Consider the following 19,128-nt stretch of genomic DNA (forward strand, 5'->3'; position numbering starts at 1 on the left):
CGATTGAAGAAAATTAACATGCGCAAAGACCGGCCTTCAGAAGGCCGGTCTCTTTTCAGTCATTTACACGTGCAATTTTTATATCGCTTAAGAGTTCTCTGGTTACATAGCTGGCCATGATTAAACCTGCAACAGAAGGAACAAATGCGTTAGAAGATGGCGGCATTTTGGCCTTTCTGATTTCAGCATCATCTTTTCCTACTGTTTTTCGGACATCTTCCCGGATTACAATCGGGCTTTCATCTGAAAATACAACCGGAACGCCTTTTCTGATTCCTTCTTTTCTCAGGCGCGTGCGGATAACCTTTGCAATCGGGTCAGTATGAGTTTTGAAGATATCAGCAATCTGGAATCTGGTTGGATCCATCTTATTGGCAGCACCCATGCATGAGATCATTGGAATCCCTCTGTTCAAGCATTCTTTCATTAGATGGATTTTATAGGCAATTGTATCGGAAGCATCAACTACAAAGTCCAGACCGTAATTGAAGAATTGTTCATAGGTTTCTTCTGTATAAAACATTTTCAAAGCAATAACTTCACAGTCAGGATTGATATCCTTGATTCTTTCTTTCATTAAATCCACCTTTGGTTTCCCGACAGTGGATAATAAAGCGATGACCTGTCTGTTCACATTTGTAATATCTACATCGTCTTTATCAACCAGCACAAGCCGGCCAACGCCGGAACGCGCCAATGCTTCCGCTGCAAAAGAACCAACTCCGCCGATGCCCAGTACTGCAACGGTGCTATTTTTCATTTTTTCGAGGCCTTCTTTGCCAATAGCCAATTCATTCCTGGAAAATTGGTGAAGCATATTTATATCAACTCCATCAGATGTTATTTAATAAGCATGTATTTTCTTATACCCGATAATGAATATATCATACTTGATTTTTAAAGCAAGTAGTTCTATGGGATTAATGATATTAACATTTAAGCTTAAATTCAAACTTCTCTCCAATAGTGTTCACAGCATTATCTTATTTAAAACTTATCTTCTTATCAGTGATTCATACTAACAGGACAAATAAAAAAACCATGCCCGCTGGCATGGATTATAAATATCGTATGTACTAAAGAGTCCCAATCGTGCCGTCGCTGTTGATGCCCTCGTTTTGAACCCGCACTCAGCAGGTGGGTGTCCTGTTTCCTGCGTTTGTAAGTCCTCATCCATGAGGCATTTACGCTGCTGGAAAACTCCGGACTCCCGAAGGAATAATGTTGGTCAAAATTTCAGGTTTTACAACGAACACATCAGGACTCTTTATTTATTGATATGATCATATCACACGATTTCGTCTTTTTCAAGCTGATGAAATGGAGGTGATATGGACAAATATATCCATTTTATTCCTTAAAATTAGAAAGTCTGCCTAAAAGTCAGGAGTTACTTCCCGGTTTAATTTTCTGAAAAATGAATTTTTTCTTCCGTTTAACCATTAAATAGGAAATTACTCACTTTTTTTTAAATTAAGTGCTAAATGCAAATCATTAAGCTGCGACTGGCTGACTTCCCCAGGAGCTTCTGTAAGCACACAGCTCGCACTGGCTGTTTTAGGGAATGCAATTGTATCCCTCAGGTTTGTTCTGCCGGCCAATAGCATCACGAGTCTGTCCAACCCCAGGGCAATACCGCCATGCGGAGGAGTGCCATATTCAAATGCTTCAAGAAGGAAACCAAACTGTTCAACAGCTTCTTCTTTTGAGAAGCCAAGCACACTGAACATTTTCTCCTGAACATCTCTTTCGAAAATACGCAATGAACCGCCGCCAAGCTCGTAGCCATTTAATACAAGGTCATATGCTTGTGCGCGGACCCCAGCAGGATCCTTATCAAGAAGATCTAAATCTTCTCTTGCAGGCATGGTAAATGGATGATGGGCTGCATAATATCTGCCTTCTTCCTCATCATACTCAAGAAGCGGCCAGTCTGTAACCCAAAGGAAATTAAATTTGCTTTGATCAATCAGCTCAAGCTCTTTACCAAGCTTTAAGCGCAGAGCGCCAAGTGCATCAGCGACAACATTCTTCTTATCTGCTACAAATAGGAGCAAGTCTCCCGGTTCTACCGATAGTACGGAATAGAATGATTTTTGCTCGTCCTCAGTGACAAACTTGGCAATCGGACCTTTTAATCCGTCCTCTTCCGCTTTTAACCACGCAAGCCCTTTTGCACCATAAACAGCTGCAAACTCTGTTAAGGCATCAATATCTTTTCTTGAGTACTTTCCTGCGCCATTTTTTACATTAATGGCCTTCACCTGTCCTCCGGATGCTACTGCTCCGGCAAATACTTTGAAGCTTGACTCTTTCACGATCTCAGACAGATCTGTTAATTCCATCCCAAAGCGTGTATCCGGCTTATCTGAACCAAAACGGTCCATGGCATCCTGATAGGTCATGCGAGGAAATGGAAGCTTTACATCATGGCCTTTTACTTCTTTCATAATCTTTTCCATCATGTTTTCCATCAGGCTGATGATTTCTTCCTGGCTCATGAAACTCATTTCGATGTCGAGTTGAGTAAATTCAGGCTGGCGATCTGCCCGAAGATCTTCATCACGGAAGCATCGTGCAATTTGGTAATAGCGCTCAAATCCGCCTACCATTAATAACTGCTTAAAGATTTGCGGCGACTGCGGAAGAGCGTAAAATTCACCTGGATGCACACGGCTTGGAACTAAATAATCACGGGCTCCCTCCGGGGTGCTCTTCGTTAAGATCGGTGTTTCCACATCCAAAAATCCTTCGCTGTCCAGGAAATCCCTCATTACTTTAGTAACTTGATGACGCATTTTAAAGGTTTCGAACATAACCGGGCGTCTCAAATCCAGATAGCGGTATTTTAAGCGGACATCTTCAGAAACATCCGTTTTATCATCAATGACAAAAGGAGGTGTTTTTGCTTCATTGATGATCGTCACTTTCTCTGCTTTAATCTCAATGCGCCCTGTTTTCAAATTCTCATTGATGGTGCCTTCTTCACGCGCAATTACTTCTCCCTCTATATCAATTACAAATTCATTGCGGATTTTTTCAGCCGCTGCAAGAGCTTCCGGGGAAACTTCCGGATTGAATACAACCTGAACAATGCCAGTGCGGTCACGAAGATCCACAAAGATCAGGCCGCCCAGATCCCGGCGCTTTTGCACCCAGCCTTTTAAGCTTACTTTTTCTCCTATAGCTTTTTCCGTTACTTCCCCGCAAAAATACGTTCGCCCATACATACTAATTCCTCCTGTAAACACAAGTTTATGATTGATAAAGTGCTGTGAATTTCTCTATAAACGAATCAAGTGCAACCTCTGTTTGCTCCCCTGATTCCATCGATTTAACATTAATTTTATTGGCTTTAAGCTCATCTTCGCCCAGGACAGCAACAAATTTCGCATTTGAACGGTCTGCCGCTTTAAACTGTGCTTTAATTTTTCTGTCAAGATAATCTCTTTCAGCAGAATATCCTGCCATCCGCAGTTTTTGAAGAAGGCCGACTGTATAATCCTTTGCTTCCTCTCCAAGGGATACAAGGTAGCAATCAATGCTCCTAGCAAGAGGCAGATTGACCTTTTCTGCTTCAAGAGCAGCAATGAATCGCTCGATACTTAAAGCAAAGCCAATTCCAGGCGCTTCAGGACCTCCAATTTCCTCAGTGAGGCCATTGTATCGTCCGCCGCCGCAAAGAGTAGTAATTGCTCCGAAACCTTCGGAATCACTCATAATTTCAAAGGCCGTATGATTATAATAATCCAGGCCGCGAACAAGATTTGGATCGACCGTAAAGTCAATATCCAGGTTCTTTAAATACTTTTGAACCTTCTCGAAGTAGGCTTTTGAATAATCATTTAAATAATCAATAATGGATGGAGCAGATTTCATAAGTTCATGTTCACGGTCTTGTTTACAGTCCAGGATACGCATTGGATTCTTCTCAAGACGGTTCTGGCAATCCTGGCAAAACTCACCGATCCGCGGCTTAAAGTGGTTGACCAAGGCCTCTCTGTGTGCAGTTCGGCTTTCTTTATCTCCCAGGCTGTTCACAATCAATTTAAGCTTTTGCAGACCCATTCTTTTATAGAGTGACATTGCCAATGCAATTACTTCCGCATCAATTGCCGGATCAGCACTGCCGATCGCTTCGACGCCGAATTGGACAAACTGGCGGAAACGTCCTGCCTGAGGGCGCTCATAACGGAACATAGGTCCCATATAATAAAGCTTTACAGGCTGACTTGCATCGCCATGCATTTTGTGCTCAACAAAAGATCTTACAGTTGAAGCTGTTCCTTCAGGGCGAAGGGTCAGACTGCGGCCGCCGCGGTCTTCAAACGTGTACATTTCTTTTTGAACAATATCCGTGGTGTCTCCTACACTGCGCAGGAATAATTCTGTATGTTCGAATATAGGTGTTCTGATCTCACGATATTGAAACTTCTCACAAAGTTCCCTTGCCTTTTCTTCAATCAATTGCCATTTCTCAACTTCTCCCGGCAGAATGTCCTGCGTTCCCCTCGGTATTCGAATTGACATGAAAATTACCTCCTAATGCAAAATGATAACTATGTATAATTTATTGATCCTTTACGCTTTAGCCAATAAATCAGCCATGTTCGCAAGCATCGCCAAAATAAAAAAACCCCCGCCTCCTTGTATATTAAATACAAGGGACGAGAGTCTGTTTTTTCCCGTGGTGCCACCCTAGTTGAAGCCTATAAATAGACTTCCTCTTTTACAGTTAACGCCTGTTAACGTTCAGCTCCTACTAAGGATCAAGCCTTTTTCAGAGAGAAACCTACGAAGTGTTCTTTCGTTAAATCATCATGTGAGAATGCTTTCAGCCGGACGGCATTCTCTCTCTTTTCATGTGGGGTTTAACTACTCTTCTCCATCAATGGTTTATTATCGAAAAGCAGAAACGCCTTGGTCTGGCGCTGCAGCTAGACATTTAATTGTTTTGTCATTTTATTTATATTATAATACGGAGCATTTCCGCCAATGTCAAGACTAAAAAATGCTATGATCGTTCCAGCCTTTTTTTCAGTTTTCTTACATCCCTGAGAGATAGTCCAAACTCTGACGCGAGTTCAATCATGTTTGAGTTCTGTTCTTTTTGTATAAAATCATGAAAATCTACCCCGAACAGCTGATTTTCACCAGATTGTGCTGACATTCCTTTTTCTCCAAATCTCATTGTGCTCACCCTTTTTTATATAGTCTGTTCTATTCTTGCCATTTTCAGATGAAATGTTTCATAACGGACAAATTAAATTCCCCAGCTAAAATTGATGGCTGATAATCCGATATTAGAAGGGATATTGCACAAGATGGAGAAGTATTTTAGGACCAAAGTTCTCTTGACTGCGGGCACCTTGTTTGTTTTTCTTTTAATAAGGATTTTTATTATGAAAGGAGGCGGCCTGTTGAAGAAAAGAAAGCCACTTATTCTCGTGATATGCCTTATGCTTTTAGCTGGCATAACACAGCCGGAAACACAGGTTAAAGCTGAAAACAGTTCTGTAACAATCACCACCAATAATCTTAACGTCCGTCAAGGGCCGGGTTTAAGCTACCCCATTCTGGGACAAGCCCAGAAAGGAGACCAATTTAACGCCCTTTCCCGTGAAGGAGAATGGATTAAAATTAATTTCCAGGGAGAAAATGGCTATGTCGCAAGCTGGCTTGTTTCCAATATGACTTCAAATCAGATTGGAGAAAAAACGTCAGGTAACAATTCCCAGGTGGTTGTCACAACAGATGGCCTTAGGGTGAGAAATGGACCTGGTACAAGTTACGGGGTTCTGGGGGCTATCCAAAAAGGAACAGCCTATAAGGTCAAGAGCACAGAAGGAAGCTGGATTAAGATTCAAACTCCTTTTGGAGATGGATGGGTGGCAAATGAATTTGTCCAATTCAGCGGCAAACAAAAGAAGAATTCATCCCGCAGCAGCCAAACCGGGAAGATCACGGCAAACTCTCTAAATGTGAGAAACAAGCCATCTCTTCAAAGTGATATCATCGGCAAACTTAATTCGGGGGAGACAGTTGCCGTTCTTTCTCAAGATGACAGCTGGACAGAAATCTCTTTCTCGGGAAATACAGGATGGATCAGCAGCCAATATATTACGGTTCAACCCTCACAATCAGAAAGCAAACCAAAACAGTCATCATCCGGGAAAACCGGCACTGTAACTGCAACCTCTTTAACGGTAAGAAACAAAGCATCGTTAAATGGGAAACCAATTGGTTCAGTTGCCAAAGGCCAAACTTTCTCCATTCTTGAAGTAGAAGATAATTGGGTAAAGATTGAATTTAAGCCTGGTTCTTACGGATGGGCGGCAAGCTGGTTTATAGACATAACTGCCGAAAAGAATTCCGGCTCTTCTCAGCAAAATGTAAACGGCAGTTCTGCAATTATCTTACATAACGGATCAAATATTAGAAAAAAAGCGAGTACCCGGTCAGCTGTCGTTCACAGGGCAAATAAAGGAGACAGCTTTGAAATTATCAGTCTGAATAATGATTGGTACGAAATTCGCCTGCCAAACGGCGGAAAGGGTTTTGTAGCCGGCTGGATCGTAACGGTTGAAGGATCTGCACCTGCAGTAACAAAGCCGGGAGCAGAAAAGCATTTAAAAAATAAAACAATTGTCCTTGATCCAGGTCATGGAGGCCGTGATAATGGGACAACAGGAGCAAGAGGGACACGTGAAAAGGATATTACAATCAGGACTGCTCAATTGCTCGCCGAAAAATTAAGGGCTGCCGGGGCTAATGTCATTCTGACCAGGAGCGGGGATACCTATTTGCCGCTTCCTTCTAGAGTAGGGATCTCACATGATCATAATGCAGATGCTTTTATCAGCATTCATTATGACAGCACTCCGGACCGGACTGCCAGAGGAGCGACTACCTATTACTACCATCCTTTCCAAAAGGAGATTGCAGCCAATATCCACTCCAATGTAACAGCAATGACAAACCTGAGAGATCGGGGCTCTAGAGTCGGAGATTATCATGTAATCAGAGAGAACAAACGAAATGCTGTTCTGATCGAACTCGGATACCTGAGCAATCCCGCAGAAGAAGCCCTGATAGCTTCTGCACAGTATCAGCAATCAGCAGCAGCAGGAATTTGTCAGGGGCTTGCACGATATTTTAAGAATTAGCAAAAAGCCCTGGCACTCACATTGGGATGCCGGGGCTTTTTGCGTTCATTATTTGCTTTCTAAAATTAAGGTAACAGGCCCATCGTTGGTTAACTGAACATCCATCATGGCGCCGAATTCACCTGTTTCCACTTTCAGGCCTTTAGCTTCTAAAAACCGGTTAAAAGCATCATAGATTTTCACGGCATGCGCAGGCTTTGCCGCGTCCATGAAATTGGGACGTCTGCCCTTTCGGCAATCTCCATATAATGTGAATTGAGAGACCGAAAGAATTTCACCTTCCTGATCGAGCAGTGATAGATTCATTTTGCCGGCATCATCTTCAAAGACGCGAAGATTGGCAATCTTATCAGCCAGAAAAGCTGCGTCCTCTTCTTTATCTTCGTGGGTGACTCCAACGAGCAAAACAAACCCTTTTTTGATGCTTCCAACGGTTTCCCCGTCAACCGTTACGCTGGCTTCTTTGCTTCGCTGCACTACAACACGCATTCTATCTGCTCCCTTTAGTTCATAATCCTTCTTACTGCATATATATCAGGGATTTGCTTTATCCGCTCCACAACCCTTTGCAGGTGGCTTACATTGTGTATAGCAATGGACATATTGATCGTTGCTGATTTATTTCGGTCCGAGCGTCCTGAAACGGCTGAAATGTTGGTTTTCGTTTCATTAACAGCCTGAAGGACCTCGTTCAATAATCCTCTGCGGTCATAACCGGTAATTTCAATTTCAACATTGTATTCTTTCCGGTCATTTAATGCTGTTTCCCACTCAACTGGTATAAGCCTTTGTTTTGCATCATCCGTTTCGATATTAGGGCAATCATCACGGTGTACAGAGACACCTCTGCCCTTTGTAATAAACCCGACGATTTCATCACCTGGGACAGGATTACAGCAGCGGGAAAGGCGAATGAGCAGGTTATCAATGCCGGAAACCCGGACACCGGATTCGCGCTTTTTGGCTGAAGTAAATGTCTTCAGTTCCGAAACAGCATTTGTAATATCGGAGGTTTGTTCAAGGTCGCGCTTCTTGCGCCATTTTTCTGTAAGCCTGTTGGCAACCTGAAGGGCTGTTACCCCATTATAGCCAACAGCAGCATACATATCTTCCTCAGTGGCGAAATTGAATTTCTCTGCAATCCTTTTGACATTATCAGGTGTCAGGATTTCCTTCAGCTCGAAATCCATATTGCGGATCTCCCGCTCAACAAGCTCTTTCCCTTTTTCCACATTTTCTTCTTTTCTTTGCTTTTTGAAGAAAGTCCGAATTCTATTTTTTGCCTGTGAAGTCTGGGCCAGCTTCAGCCAGTCTTTACTTGGCCCATAGGAATGCTTGGATGTCAGAATTTCAATGATATCCCCGGTTTTCAGCTTATAATCGAGGGTTACCATTTTCCCATTCACTTTGGCGCCGATTGTCTTGTTTCCTATTTCCGAATGTATCCGGTAAGCAAAGTCAATTGGGACTGATCCGGAAGGAAGCTCGATGACGTCCCCTTTAGGAGTAAAAACAAACACCATATCGGAAAACAAATCAATTTTTAATGATTCCATGAATTCTTCGGCATTTGCTGCATCATCCTGGAATTCCAGGATTTCACGGAACCAGGTCAGTTTTTCCTCAAAAGAAGAGCCTTCATTCACTCTTTTTCCTTCTTTATAGGCCCAATGGGCAGCAATACCAAACTCTGCAATTCTGTGCATATCCATAGTGCGGATCTGGACTTCCAGAGGGTCGCCCTTTGGTCCGATCACCGTAGTATGAAGTGACTGATACATATTCTGTTTAGGCATGGCAATATAATCTTTGAAACGGCCGGGCATTGGCTTCCAGCATGTATGAATAATCCCGAGAACCGCATAGCAATCCTTAATGCTGTTAACAACAATGCGTACAGCCAGCAAATCATATATCTCATTGAATTGCTTATTTTGAAGCGCCATTTTACGGTAGATGCTGTAAATATGCTTAGGACGTCCGGAGATTTCTGATTTAATTGAGACCTCTGACATTCGGCTCCTCATAACATTGATTACATCATCTAAATACTCTTCGCGCTCCGCCCTTTTTTTCTTCATCAGGTTCACAATCCGGTAATACTGCTGCGGATTTAGGTACCTCAAAGCGGTATCTTCAAGCTCCCACTTAATCTTGGAGATTCCAAGCCTATGGGCAAGAGGTGCAAAGATTTCAAGTGTTTCATTTGAAATGCGGCGCTGCTTTTCAGCCGGCAGATGCTTAAGTGTCCGCATATTATGAAGGCGGTCAGCAAGCTTAATCAAGATTACACGGATGTCCTGGGCCATAGCCACAAACATTTTCCGGTGATTTTCAGCCTGCTGCTCTTCCTGTGATTTATATTTAATTTTCCCCAGCTTCGTTACACCATCGACAAGCATGGCCACTTCTGAATTGAAGGCTTCTTCGATATTCTCCAATGAGACTTCGGTGTCTTCAACCACATCGTGAAGAAAGCCGGCTGCAACCGTAGATGGATCCATCTCCAAATCAGCAAGGATGCCTGCTACCTGGATTGGATGGATGATGTATGGTTCACCGGATTTTCTATATTGTTCACGATGGGCATGCTTGGCAAACTCGTATGCTTTTTTAACAAGCTCTGCATGCTCATCGTTTAAATATTCTTTTGCCCTGTTGATGACTTGCTCGGCGGTCAGAACTTGATCGTTCGCCATGGAATCACCTTTATCTCCCTGAATTTTATGCAGTTGCATAATGTAATAATTTTGAAATTGATCAATAATAACAAGTTATTAAAAAAATTAATATTGCTACTATTATCGAAAAAAAAAGTGAAGATGTAAAGGGATAGACTGTTATTTTTATGGGAATAACAAAAAATTTGTCGTTTTTTGTCCGAATTCCTTTATCGTATTTCCATAAATGGATTTGGAAGCCCTTTAAATATTATTTTCAAATAAATTAAAAAGAGCGCCATTTCGTCTGGCGCTCTCTTTGTATAAAAAATTAATACTGCATCAATGTCAAAATATCATAGTTGTCCAGCTTTTTACGCCCGTCGAGGTATGATAACTCGATGAGGAATGCAATTCCTGCCACAACTCCGCCAAGTTCTTCAACCAGCTGGATGGTTGCATCGATTGTTCCGCCTGTTGCAAGGAGGTCATCAGTGATCAGGACTCTTTGCCCTGGTTTGATGGCATCTTTATGAATGGTTAATACATCTTTGCCATATTCAAGGCCATAATTAACCTTGACTGTTTCACGTGGAAGTTTACCTTCTTTGCGGACTGGAGCAAAGCCTACACCTAAAGAATAAGCCACAGGACAGCCGATGATGAATCCGCGGGCTTCAGGGCCAACTACCAGGTCAATCTTCTTTTCGCGTGCATATTTAACAATTTGATCAGTAGCATATTTATACGCTTCACCATTGTCCATAAGTGTTGTAATATCTTTAAATTTAATGCCTGGCTTCGGCCAATCTTCTACAATTGTTATATACTGTTTTAAGTCCATTTTTCTTCCTTTGCCTCCTCATGTTTTACAGCCCCTTGCATAACTTCATCAAACCAGTCTTTGAGCTGCTGAAAGGATGAATAGAGCAAATCGCTCTCAAGAGTATATTGTGCCTGTTTAAGCTGATAAGTTCGTGAATCAGCTAAATCCCGTTTAGTGGATGTATTGTTTAACGAAATGACACCATTATTTATTTTAACAAATTCCAATTCAAAAAACACTTGAGACATAAAATCTACCGTCTCCCTGCTCCAACCCTTATGCTTGGCTATATCATTCCCATGACGCCTGATATCAATTGAACCTTTTTTAGCAATCAGGGCAAAATACCATTTAAAATGGTCTCTTGTGGGCAGTGTGCTGAAATAGTCACTGTCTTCTTTATAAAAATGAGCATAGATTCTGGCAGGTTTTTTGCCGGAGAAAACATGTGCAAGGATTTCCTTTGAAGGCGGCAAATCAGCCAGTACAACGTTTGAGCCTTCTAGTTTTATGGCTTCTGCATCTTCTGCAGATGTTATTTTCACCATGTTTTCCCCTGCAAATGTCTTATATTTAGAAATATATTCCTCATTAAAAAATATCCAGGTTGTGTTTGCCTCAGGAATGACACCTAGAAGCCTTTCAAGCCGTTTTAAACTCCGGATATCAAACAGCTGCCAGGAGTTTACTGCCAGATCCTGCAGGAAAATTTGCGGTTTTTTAATATTATTCCATTCATTAATGGATAATTCACCAATAACGGACAGCTTGGAGTATGGTGAAATATGCTCATGCAAATGCCCAAGCCCAAAACCGATGCCATCAAGTGAAGATCCATCATTCTCGATTGTGACTTTAATATGGGTCTGTTCAGATCCGATCTTTCTCATAGCAGCAATATTAGCATTTTTTATCATTACTTTCGGTTTTGCATTCCCCATCCCAAATGGAGCAAGCAGCTGCATCTCTGCAATAGAAGAAAGATTGATATCTTTTATATGGAAAACCCCGTCAATGGAGGTTACAGGAATAAAATCTTCCTCAGTCAGCTGTTCATTTGCAAGAGTTTTCAGTCTGCTTCTCAGATCATCAACCGAATCAATGGATAAAGTCATACCTGCTGCCATCGGGTGCCCTCCAAAGTGAGGCAGGATATCCCGGCATTCAGATAGATTTTTGAACAGATCAAAACCTTCTATACTTCTTGCTGAACCCTTCGCCAGCCCTTTTTCACTGTCATAACTAAGGACAATGGCCGGGCGGTAAAACTTTTCAACAAGCTTCGAAGCTACTATTCCGATTACCCCGGCGTTCCATCCTTCTTTCCCAACAACAATAACAGAATTCTCACTGATTGGGAAATTTGTTTCAACCTCATGAACCGCTTGTGCTGCAATGTCATTGACAATAGCTTGCCTCTCTTTATTCAGCATTTCAATTTCTTCGGCAATGGCCTGTGCTTCATAAGGATCATTTGTCAGAAGCAAATCCACAGCAGGATCCGCGCTTTCAAGCCTTCCGGCTGCATTGAGGCGAGGGCCGATTGTAAAGCCGATCGTTTCCTCACTAATGGATGGAAGCTCGATTCGTGCCGCTTTAAACAAAGCATTCAAACCTGTATTTTTAGTTGATTTCAGTTTTTGAATTCCGCGCTTGGCAATAAGTCTGTTTTCTCCTGTTAAAGAAACAAGGTCAGCAATTGTGCCGATAGCAGCTATTTCCAAAAAGTGATCAGGCATTTCACCATACAGTGCATGTGCAAGCTTAAAGGCTACTCCAACACCTGCAAGTTCCCGAAATGGGTATCTGCTTTCCGGATGCTTAGGATGCACAATGGCCAATGCTTCAGGAAGCTCAGGGCCGGGCTCATGGTGATCTGTAATGATCAAATCCATTCCAAGCTCTTTTGCAGCTTTTGCTTCATTTACAGCAGAGATTCCAGTATCTACAGTAATAATTAAACGGATGCCAGTTTCGGCTGCATGTTCAAAAGCCGGGATATTTGGTCCATAGCCTTCAGTAAAACGATTCGGTATGTAGAATTGGACGACAGCACCGAGATCTCTAAGTGCCATCATCATGACAGAAGTGCTAGTCACACCATCCGCATCATAATCACCAAAAATTAAAATAGGTTCTTGTTTTTCTATGGCTTCTTTTATTCTGGAAACAGCAATTGCCATATCTGTCATTAAAAAAGGATCATGAAATTCCTGCTTATTATCCATCAGAAAATACCGTGCTGAATCAACGGTATCCATTCCGCGATTAATTAACAGCGATGCTGCAAGAGGAGAAATATTCAGTTCCTCTGAAAGCCGCTGCACTTTATCCTCCTGTGTTTGCCGAACAATCCATCGCGTTCTTGAATGTAACATACGTTCACCCCTCAGCTTATTAATTATACAAGAGGGGAAGGTGCGTTTCAATAAGTTAAAATCGGGATAATCCATACAATTCTGGAAAGAAAAACAGGAGCTTCAGGTCACTTTTCTGCGTTCAAAAGTAAAACTTGAGCAAAAGTTCAAGTTTTTAATGTATATCCCTATCCAGCTCTTTTTCAGATTCTTCTTTATCAGCATTATCTTTTACAGCATTTCCTGCTTTCAGCTTTTCATTTTCCTTTTTTAGTATTTTCACTTGCCTTTGAAGTGAGTAAATACGGACAAAGCCCACAGAACCGACAATTAGTCCCCCCATAAGGACAGATCCTAAAATCACTAGAATCAGCGGCCACCGGCTTTCCCCAAACAAGTAGTTTACCGTTACATTATCGACATTGATCACTGCAAAAACAGCTACTATTAGTGCAAATAAAAAACCAAATAATAAAGTCCATTGAAATTTCATGCTATCCTCTCCCTGATCATTCTCTAATTTATTCGCTCCTTGCTATAAGGATTAATGTGCACAAAGACATTTTGTACATTTTCCAATTGGAGCAGCTTGCCTTTTACTTCTTTGCCGACCCGGTGGCCATCCTCAACAGTCATATTCGGATCCACTGAAACTTTAATATCAACAATTACATAATGTCCGTGTTCCCTGGCATGCAGTTCATCAATTCTTTTAACCTGTTCGACGGATTCAGCCGTTTTGCGCATTTCAAATGTATCCTCCTCATGAAGCACATGATCAAGTGTGCTATGAATGGATTCTTTCCCAAGCCGCCATGCCATCTGGAGTATCATAAGGGACACAATGAGGCCAGCCACAGGATCTGCATACTCAAGCCACTCGATCCCCATTCTTCCGCCAATAATCGCACAGCCAATGCCTATCAAAGCTGCAATTGATGAATAAACATCTGAACGGTGTTCATAAGCATTTACAATTAAAGCATCACTGTTTAGTTTCTTTCCCAAATTATACTTATACCGAAACATTGCTTCTTTCACAATGATGGAAACCAGCACTGCAGCTATTGCAATCGCTTTTGGTGGTTCAATTGGCGAAAAGAATGATTCAAATGATGATTTGCCAATTTCAATTCCCACGAGGAACAGCAGGACGGCAACAATTATGGCTGCTATCAATTCAGCTTTGCCATGGCCGTATGGATGATCCTCATCCGGCGGCTGTTTCGCAGCCCTCAGACCCAAATATACAGCAAAGGATCCGGCAACATCTGAAGCCGAATGAACCGCATCCGCCACCAGCGCTTTACTTCCTGAATAAACGCCAATTCCCCATTTGAGGGCGGCAAGAATAATATTGCCCACGATGCCAATTATAGCTGCAAATTCAGCTTTCTTAAAACGATCGTTATTTTCCAAAGCGATACTTCCTTCCTCCCTGATCTTGCTATTAGTTTATCCTATTTCCCGGAATCATTAACCAAATTTGTAAAATAGGCAGCATCCTGATTTAATAAAAAAAACTCAGGCACTCGCCTGAGTTTTGTAAATTACACTTGAGGTTCGTCACTGACTTTGCGTTTTTCTTTAACAGTATGAATAACGCCTTTTTCTTTCAGTTCCTTGCCTTTCCATACTGCCCAAATCTGTGCAGCAAGGAAAATGGAAGAATAAGTACCTGCTATTAAACCAATAAGAAGTGCAAACGAGAAGTTTCTGATCGATTCACTTCCAAACACAAGCAGCGCAACGACTGTAAATACAACCGTTAAAACAGTATTTACAGAGCGGCCAAGCGTTTGGCGAAGACTCTTGTTTACAACATCCGCAATATCTTCAAATGACTTGAGTTTTTTCTTTTTCTGCATATTCTCACGCATCCGGTCGAACGTTACGATTGTATCATTTATTGAGTAACCGACCACTGTAAGAATTGCTGCAATGAAGGTAATATCCACTTCCATGCGTGTAAAGCTAAATACTGCGATAATAAAGAAGGCATCATGCAGAAGTGCCAGTACTGCCGGAATGGCCATCTTGACCTCAAAGCGAATGGATACATAGATGATAATGCCTACAGAGGCTATCGCAAGAGCTTTCAGTGCATTTTTAGCAAGTTCTTTTCCTACAGTTGGTGAAACTGTGCTGACATTCGGATCTTGACCGAATTTTTCATGAAATTGAGTTTTAACTTCTGCTATTTCGTCTTTAGTTAAAACATCTTTAAACCTAGCAACACCAATTTCATTATTATCTCCAGAGATGACAATATCATCTGTCTCGATTCCAAGGGCTGATAATTCAGCTTGGAATTTTTCTTTTGTTAAGGATTCACTTGCCTGCTGCTCAATCCGGGTACCGCTGACAAAATCGATTCCAAGATTTAAGCGGAATATAGAAAGAACAATTATTCCTGCAGTAATTAAAACAGCAGAAAGGATGAAAAACTTCTTGCGGTTCCCTACAAAATCAAATTTATCAAATTTGGTCGGCAAATCAAGGGTATCGTAATTTTCTGCAATATTTTTGATCTCACTTTTCTTAACACCAAACCAGCCTGGTTTCTTATCAAGTGCTTTACTTTGGACCCAAAGCCCCATAAGCAGCCTTGTACCATATACAGCAGTAATAAAGCTGGCCAGAATGCTTATTATAAGCATGGTAGCAAATCCCTTTACAGAACTTGTCCCATACAAGAATAATACGGCTGCTGCCAGAATTGTTGTGATATTAGCATCAAAGATGGTGGAAAGTGAATTTTTCTCTCCAGCCTGGAAAGCAGATTTGATTGTTCTGCCCACTTTCATTTCTTCTCTGATTCTCTCATAGGTAATGATATTCGCATCAACCGCCATACCAACCCCCAGAATGAGCGCAGCAATACCAGGCAGCGTCAATACGCCATTCATCCAGTCAAAAACGAGTAAAATCAGATAAATATAAAACGATAAAGTAAGAGTTGCAATAAATCCAGGGAAACGATATACCGCAATCATGTAGATAAAGATAATCAATACCCCTATTATTCCGGCAAGAATAGTCGTTTCCATTGCCTGCTCACCAAATTTAGCACCTACTGATGTTGAATAAACTTCATCGAGCTGTACAGGAAGGGATCCTGCATTCAATAAATCCGCCAGCGTCTGTGCTTCTTCAATTGTAAAGTTCCCAACAATGGAAACAGTATCCTGATTAAAGATTTGGCTTACCTGCGGAGCAGATAAGTACTTAGGGTCTTTTTTTGCTGCCTCAGCCTGGAAGGAATCCTGGCCTTCTTCAAAATCTAGCCAAATGACAAGCAGGTTATTTGGCGCTCCCATATTGACAATTTTTTGGGTTACATCTTTAAATTTGCCGGCGCTTTTCAGCTTCAAAGAAACACTTGGCTTTCCATTTTCATCAAATGTTTGCTTTGCACCATTTTCAGCAAGATCTGAACCATCCATCATCAACTGATCATTAACATCTCTAAATGAAAGATTAGCTTCTGTGGACAGAATTTCCCTTGCTTTATTCTGATCTGTTACACCGGCAAGCTGAACACGGACCCGCTTATCTCCCTCAATCTGGATATTCGGCTCACTGACTCCAAGTACATTGATTCGCCTGTCAAGCGCTTCGGCAGTACTTGCTAGGACTTCTTTAGTCACCTTCTGCCCATCTTTTGGTGTTACCTCATAGAGAACCTCAAATCCGCCCTGTAAATCAAGTCCAAGCTTAATATTTTTTAAGATGTTGTTTGTCGTTGCCCCAGCCAAGCTTCCCAATAATAAAACAATCAGGAAAAAAGCAACGATACGGCTGCGCTTTACCATTCTGAATAAATCCTCCTTAACTATCGCCCGCTACTTGATATAACAGGCACTGCATCAGCGGAGTGATACATTATTTACTATCATTCCTGCACGTGAAGGCTGCATTACTATCTAATAAGCCTTCACGTTAATTAAGACTACTGTTTGATACTTTTACTACTCGTCCTTAACTTTCATTCTATGTATAACCTATTACATGAAAATGCCGATTACTCCGCTTTTCATTATGAAACAGATTGTAAAACCTGTCAATTTGTCTTATATCATGTTAATCCTTGAAAAAATTGGAAACACCGGGCTACTTTAATAGTTTTTTTCGTTCTTCTTCATTATCTAAATCAAATTCTGCTTCTTTAAAAGACTCGATGGTAGCATAGTGAATGTATTCACTCACCTTTACCCCCATTACTTCTTCCACAATTTGAAATAGCCTGACATTTTCTTTTGGTTTTTTCCACTTTTTCTTTGTCAGATATCCCCAGAGTTCCTGTTCAGTCACTTTTTTATATCCCAGAAGCCGAAATTCCTCCAGTTTGCTTTCCAATGCAGGTTTTACAGTAGTGCGAAAATAATCATATTCATGGCCGATTTTCATTTTCAGCCGCCTCCCCGCCATTAATAACATGGAAATTATGATAGCTTGTCATGCTTTGTCCTCTATCTTGCATATAGATAATTGTATATGATATTACCCATTTTGAGAAGGCAGGGAGTTGAATGTCCAAATTTCTGAAAGGTACCATGATCCTGCTCGCTGCAGGGCTGGTGACCAGGGTCCTTGGCTTTATTAACAGAATTGTCATTGCCCGATTTATTGGAGAAGAAGGTGTTGGCCTATATATGATGGCCTTTCCCACCATGATTCTTGTCGTCACCATCACACAGATTGGATTGCCGGTTGCTATTTCTAAAAATGTGGCCGAGGCAGAGGCAAGAGGAGATACAGCAAAAATTAAAAAAATATTAATTGTTTCCTTGGCAACTACCATCTCGCTTTCCATTGTTTTCACTCCCGCTTTAATTTTGCTCGCTCCATTATTATCAGAGACACTCTTTACTGATAACCGGACCCATTTGCCTTTGATGGCAATCGCTCCGATTGTGCCGATCATTGCAGTTTCCTCAGTCATTCGCGGTTATTTCCAGGGCAGGCAAAACATGAAGCCTGCTGCCTATTCCCAGATGATTGAGCAGATAGTCCGAATCAGTCTGATCGCTTTAATGACTAAGGCATTTCTGCCATATGGAATTGAATATGCGGCTGCGGGCGCCATGCTGGCAGCAGTCATCGGGGAGCTTGCATCATTGCTTTATTTGATGACCACATTTAAGCTTAAAAAGAAATTCAGAGTCAGGAAACAATTTTTTAAATATGTGTCTTCCGGAAAAAGTACATTTAACGAATTGATGACCGTTGCTCTCCCAACGACTGGGAGCAGAATGATCGGTTCTGTCGCCTGGTTTTTTGAACCGATTGTGGTAGCGCAGAGTCTGGCACTTGCAGGTGTGGCAGCAGCTGCGGCTACGAAGCAGTATGGTGCTCTTACGGGCTTTGCCATGCCTCTGCTGATGCTGCCATCGTTTATTACTTATTCTCTGTCAACTTCTCTTGTTCCCGCTATAAGCGAGGCAAATTCCCAAAATAATATGCGTCTGATCGAATACCGGCTTCAGCAGGCTCTTCGATTCGCATTCATTACCGGGGGCCTTGCAGTGGTGGTTCTTTACGTCCTTTCCGATCAGTTAATGGAAGTGATGTATGGCTCCTCAAGCGGTTCTCATTTTATTAAACTGATGGCGCCCTTTTTCCTTTTTTATTATTATCAGGGTCCGCTTCAGGCAACTTTACAGGCATTGAATCTTGCCCGTGCGGCCATGATCAACAGTTTGATTGGAGCTGTTGTAAAGACGGCCGTTATCTTTCTCCTTGCCAGCCAGCCTGCATTCGGGATAAACGGAGTTGCAATGGGGATTTTGACAGGCACAGTTCTGGTTACAATGCTTCACTTTGCAACCGTTCTGAAAGCTATTTCTTTTACTTTTTTCGTAAGGGATTATATAAAAACGATTATTGCAATGGGTATGTCAGGAGGCTTAGGGTTCTGGATGCTAAAAAACATCCTTGCCTCAGACATGAATACCGCCTTAAGGGTTATTTTGATATCCACAGTCATCACAATTGTCTATACCATCCTTTTATTAATCTTAAAGCTGATTAGAAAGAATGACTTAATTCGTATTCCGGGAATCGGCAAAATGATATCCAGGCTTGCATTTAAATAATAAACAAGGTCAGCTGAACTG

The 19,128-nt window shown here is 41.7% G+C and carries 14 protein-coding genes, 1 other RNA gene and 1 other annotated feature; of the genes, 2 read left to right on the forward strand and 13 right to left on the reverse strand.

Features of this window, described 5'->3' with window-relative positions; translation table 11 throughout:
- Window positions 1-55: 55 nt before the first annotated feature.
- The 5 genes from BFI01S_RS02180 to BFI01S_RS23235 form a co-directional block, all read right to left on the reverse strand.
- Window positions 56-817, reverse strand: coding sequence for a tRNA threonylcarbamoyladenosine dehydratase (locus tag BFI01S_RS02180; protein ID WP_061791143.1), 762 nt, complete (start codon window positions 815-817; stop codon window positions 56-58).
- 262 nt (window positions 818-1,079) lie between these two features.
- Window positions 1,080-1,267, reverse strand: a non-coding RNA gene (ssrS, locus tag BFI01S_RS02185) — 6S RNA.
- A gap of 187 nt (window positions 1,268-1,454) precedes the next feature.
- Window positions 1,455-3,230 (reverse strand): aspartate--tRNA ligase, encoded by a 1,776-nt coding sequence (gene aspS, locus BFI01S_RS02190; protein WP_061791144.1) that lies wholly within the window; start codon window positions 3,228-3,230, stop codon window positions 1,455-1,457.
- Between the two features lie 25 nt (window positions 3,231-3,255).
- Entirely contained in the window at window positions 3,256-4,530 is a 1,275-nt protein-coding gene (gene hisS / locus BFI01S_RS02195) for a histidine--tRNA ligase (RefSeq protein ID WP_061791145.1), read from the reverse strand.
- A gap of 130 nt (window positions 4,531-4,660) precedes the next feature.
- Window positions 4,661-4,901 (reverse strand) — a binding site (T-box leader).
- A gap of 113 nt (window positions 4,902-5,014) precedes the next feature.
- Window positions 5,015-5,191, reverse strand: coding sequence for a hypothetical protein (locus tag BFI01S_RS23235; protein WP_048010351.1), 177 nt, complete (start codon window positions 5,189-5,191; stop codon window positions 5,015-5,017).
- A gap of 229 nt (window positions 5,192-5,420) precedes the next feature.
- Between BFI01S_RS23235 and BFI01S_RS02200 the strand changes: the two genes are divergently transcribed.
- A complete protein-coding gene (locus tag BFI01S_RS02200) occupies window positions 5,421-7,166 on the forward strand; it encodes an N-acetylmuramoyl-L-alanine amidase family protein (protein ID WP_235831075.1) in 1,746 nt (581 codons plus the stop codon).
- Between the two features lie 48 nt (window positions 7,167-7,214).
- Here the strand turns inward: BFI01S_RS02200 and dtd are convergent, their stop codons facing one another.
- The 8 genes from dtd to BFI01S_RS02240 all read right to left on the reverse strand — a co-directional run bounded on the left by dtd (window position 7,215) and on the right by BFI01S_RS02240 (window position 17,419).
- Window positions 7,215-7,655, reverse strand: coding sequence for a D-aminoacyl-tRNA deacylase (gene dtd / locus BFI01S_RS02205; RefSeq protein WP_048010352.1), 441 nt, complete (start codon window positions 7,653-7,655; stop codon window positions 7,215-7,217).
- 14 nt (window positions 7,656-7,669) lie between these two features.
- A complete protein-coding gene (locus BFI01S_RS02210; RefSeq protein WP_061791146.1) occupies window positions 7,670-9,865 on the reverse strand; it encodes a RelA/SpoT family protein in 2,196 nt (731 codons plus the stop codon).
- Between the two features lie 292 nt (window positions 9,866-10,157).
- Complete coding sequence (locus BFI01S_RS02215; protein WP_061791147.1) at window positions 10,158-10,670, reverse strand: adenine phosphoribosyltransferase; 513 nt, start codon at window positions 10,668-10,670, stop codon at window positions 10,158-10,160.
- Entirely contained in the window at window positions 10,661-13,030 is a 2,370-nt protein-coding gene (recJ, locus tag BFI01S_RS02220) for a single-stranded-DNA-specific exonuclease RecJ (protein WP_061791148.1), read from the reverse strand. Before recJ ends, BFI01S_RS02215 begins: the two co-directional genes overlap by 10 nt.
- A gap of 154 nt (window positions 13,031-13,184) precedes the next feature.
- Window positions 13,185-13,502 (reverse strand): LapA family protein, encoded by a 318-nt coding sequence (locus tag BFI01S_RS02225; RefSeq protein ID WP_061791149.1) that lies wholly within the window; start codon window positions 13,500-13,502, stop codon window positions 13,185-13,187.
- Between the two features lie 23 nt (window positions 13,503-13,525).
- Window positions 13,526-14,428, reverse strand: a complete 903-nt coding sequence (locus BFI01S_RS02230) for a cation diffusion facilitator family transporter (protein WP_061791150.1) — start codon at window positions 14,426-14,428, stop codon at window positions 13,526-13,528.
- Between the two features lie 131 nt (window positions 14,429-14,559).
- Window positions 14,560-16,824: a protein translocase subunit SecDF gene (secDF, locus tag BFI01S_RS02235; protein WP_061791151.1), complete on the reverse strand. Its 2,265-nt coding sequence runs from the start codon at window positions 16,822-16,824 to the stop codon at window positions 14,560-14,562.
- A gap of 298 nt (window positions 16,825-17,122) precedes the next feature.
- Window positions 17,123-17,419 carry a post-transcriptional regulator gene (locus BFI01S_RS02240; RefSeq protein ID WP_061791152.1) on the reverse strand — a complete coding sequence of 99 codons (297 nt, stop codon included), beginning with the start codon at window positions 17,417-17,419 and terminating at the stop codon, window positions 17,123-17,125.
- Between the two features lie 122 nt (window positions 17,420-17,541).
- On the opposite strand from BFI01S_RS02240, the gene spoVB reads away from it, so the two are divergent.
- Complete coding sequence (gene spoVB / locus BFI01S_RS02245; protein ID WP_061791153.1) at window positions 17,542-19,107, forward strand: stage V sporulation protein B; 1,566 nt, start codon at window positions 17,542-17,544, stop codon at window positions 19,105-19,107.
- Window positions 19,108-19,128 lie beyond the last annotated feature (21 nt).

The organism is Cytobacillus firmus NBRC 15306 (assembly GCF_001591465.1).
Classification (GTDB): domain Bacteria; phylum Bacillota; class Bacilli; order Bacillales; family Cytobacillaceae; genus Cytobacillus; species Cytobacillus firmus.

What these genes read in the sequence shown, in the direction of transcription:
- BFI01S_RS02180 (WP_061791143.1), bottom strand. Translation starts at nt 817, where the DNA reads ATGCTTCACCAATTTTCCAGGAATGAATTGGCTATTGGCAAAGAAGGC.
- aspS (WP_061791144.1), bottom strand. Translation starts at nt 3,230, where the DNA reads ATGTATGGGCGAACGTATTTTTGCGGGGAAGTAACGGAAAAAGCTATA.
- hisS (WP_061791145.1), bottom strand. Translation starts at nt 4,530, where the DNA reads ATGTCAATTCGAATACCGAGGGGAACGCAGGACATTCTGCCGGGAGAA.
- BFI01S_RS23235 (WP_048010351.1), bottom strand. Translation starts at nt 5,191, where the DNA reads ATGAGATTTGGAGAAAAAGGAATGTCAGCACAATCTGGTGAAAATCAG.
- dtd (WP_048010352.1), bottom strand. Translation starts at nt 7,655, where the DNA reads ATGCGTGTTGTAGTGCAGCGAAGCAAAGAAGCCAGCGTAACGGTTGAC.
- BFI01S_RS02210 (WP_061791146.1), bottom strand. Translation starts at nt 9,865, where the DNA reads ATGGCGAACGATCAAGTTCTGACCGCCGAGCAAGTCATCAACAGGGCA.
- BFI01S_RS02215 (WP_061791147.1), bottom strand. Translation starts at nt 10,670, where the DNA reads ATGGACTTAAAACAGTATATAACAATTGTAGAAGATTGGCCGAAGCCA.
- recJ (WP_061791148.1), bottom strand. Translation starts at nt 13,030, where the DNA reads ATGTTACATTCAAGAACGCGATGGATTGTTCGGCAAACACAGGAGGAT.
- BFI01S_RS02225 (WP_061791149.1), bottom strand. Translation starts at nt 13,502, where the DNA reads ATGAAATTTCAATGGACTTTATTATTTGGTTTTTTATTTGCACTAATA.
- secDF (WP_061791151.1), bottom strand. Translation starts at nt 16,824, where the DNA reads ATGGTAAAGCGCAGCCGTATCGTTGCTTTTTTCCTGATTGTTTTATTA.
- BFI01S_RS02240 (WP_061791152.1), bottom strand. Translation starts at nt 17,419, where the DNA reads ATGAAAATCGGCCATGAATATGATTATTTTCGCACTACTGTAAAACCT.
- spoVB (WP_061791153.1), top strand. Translation starts at nt 17,542, where the DNA reads ATGTCCAAATTTCTGAAAGGTACCATGATCCTGCTCGCTGCAGGGCTG.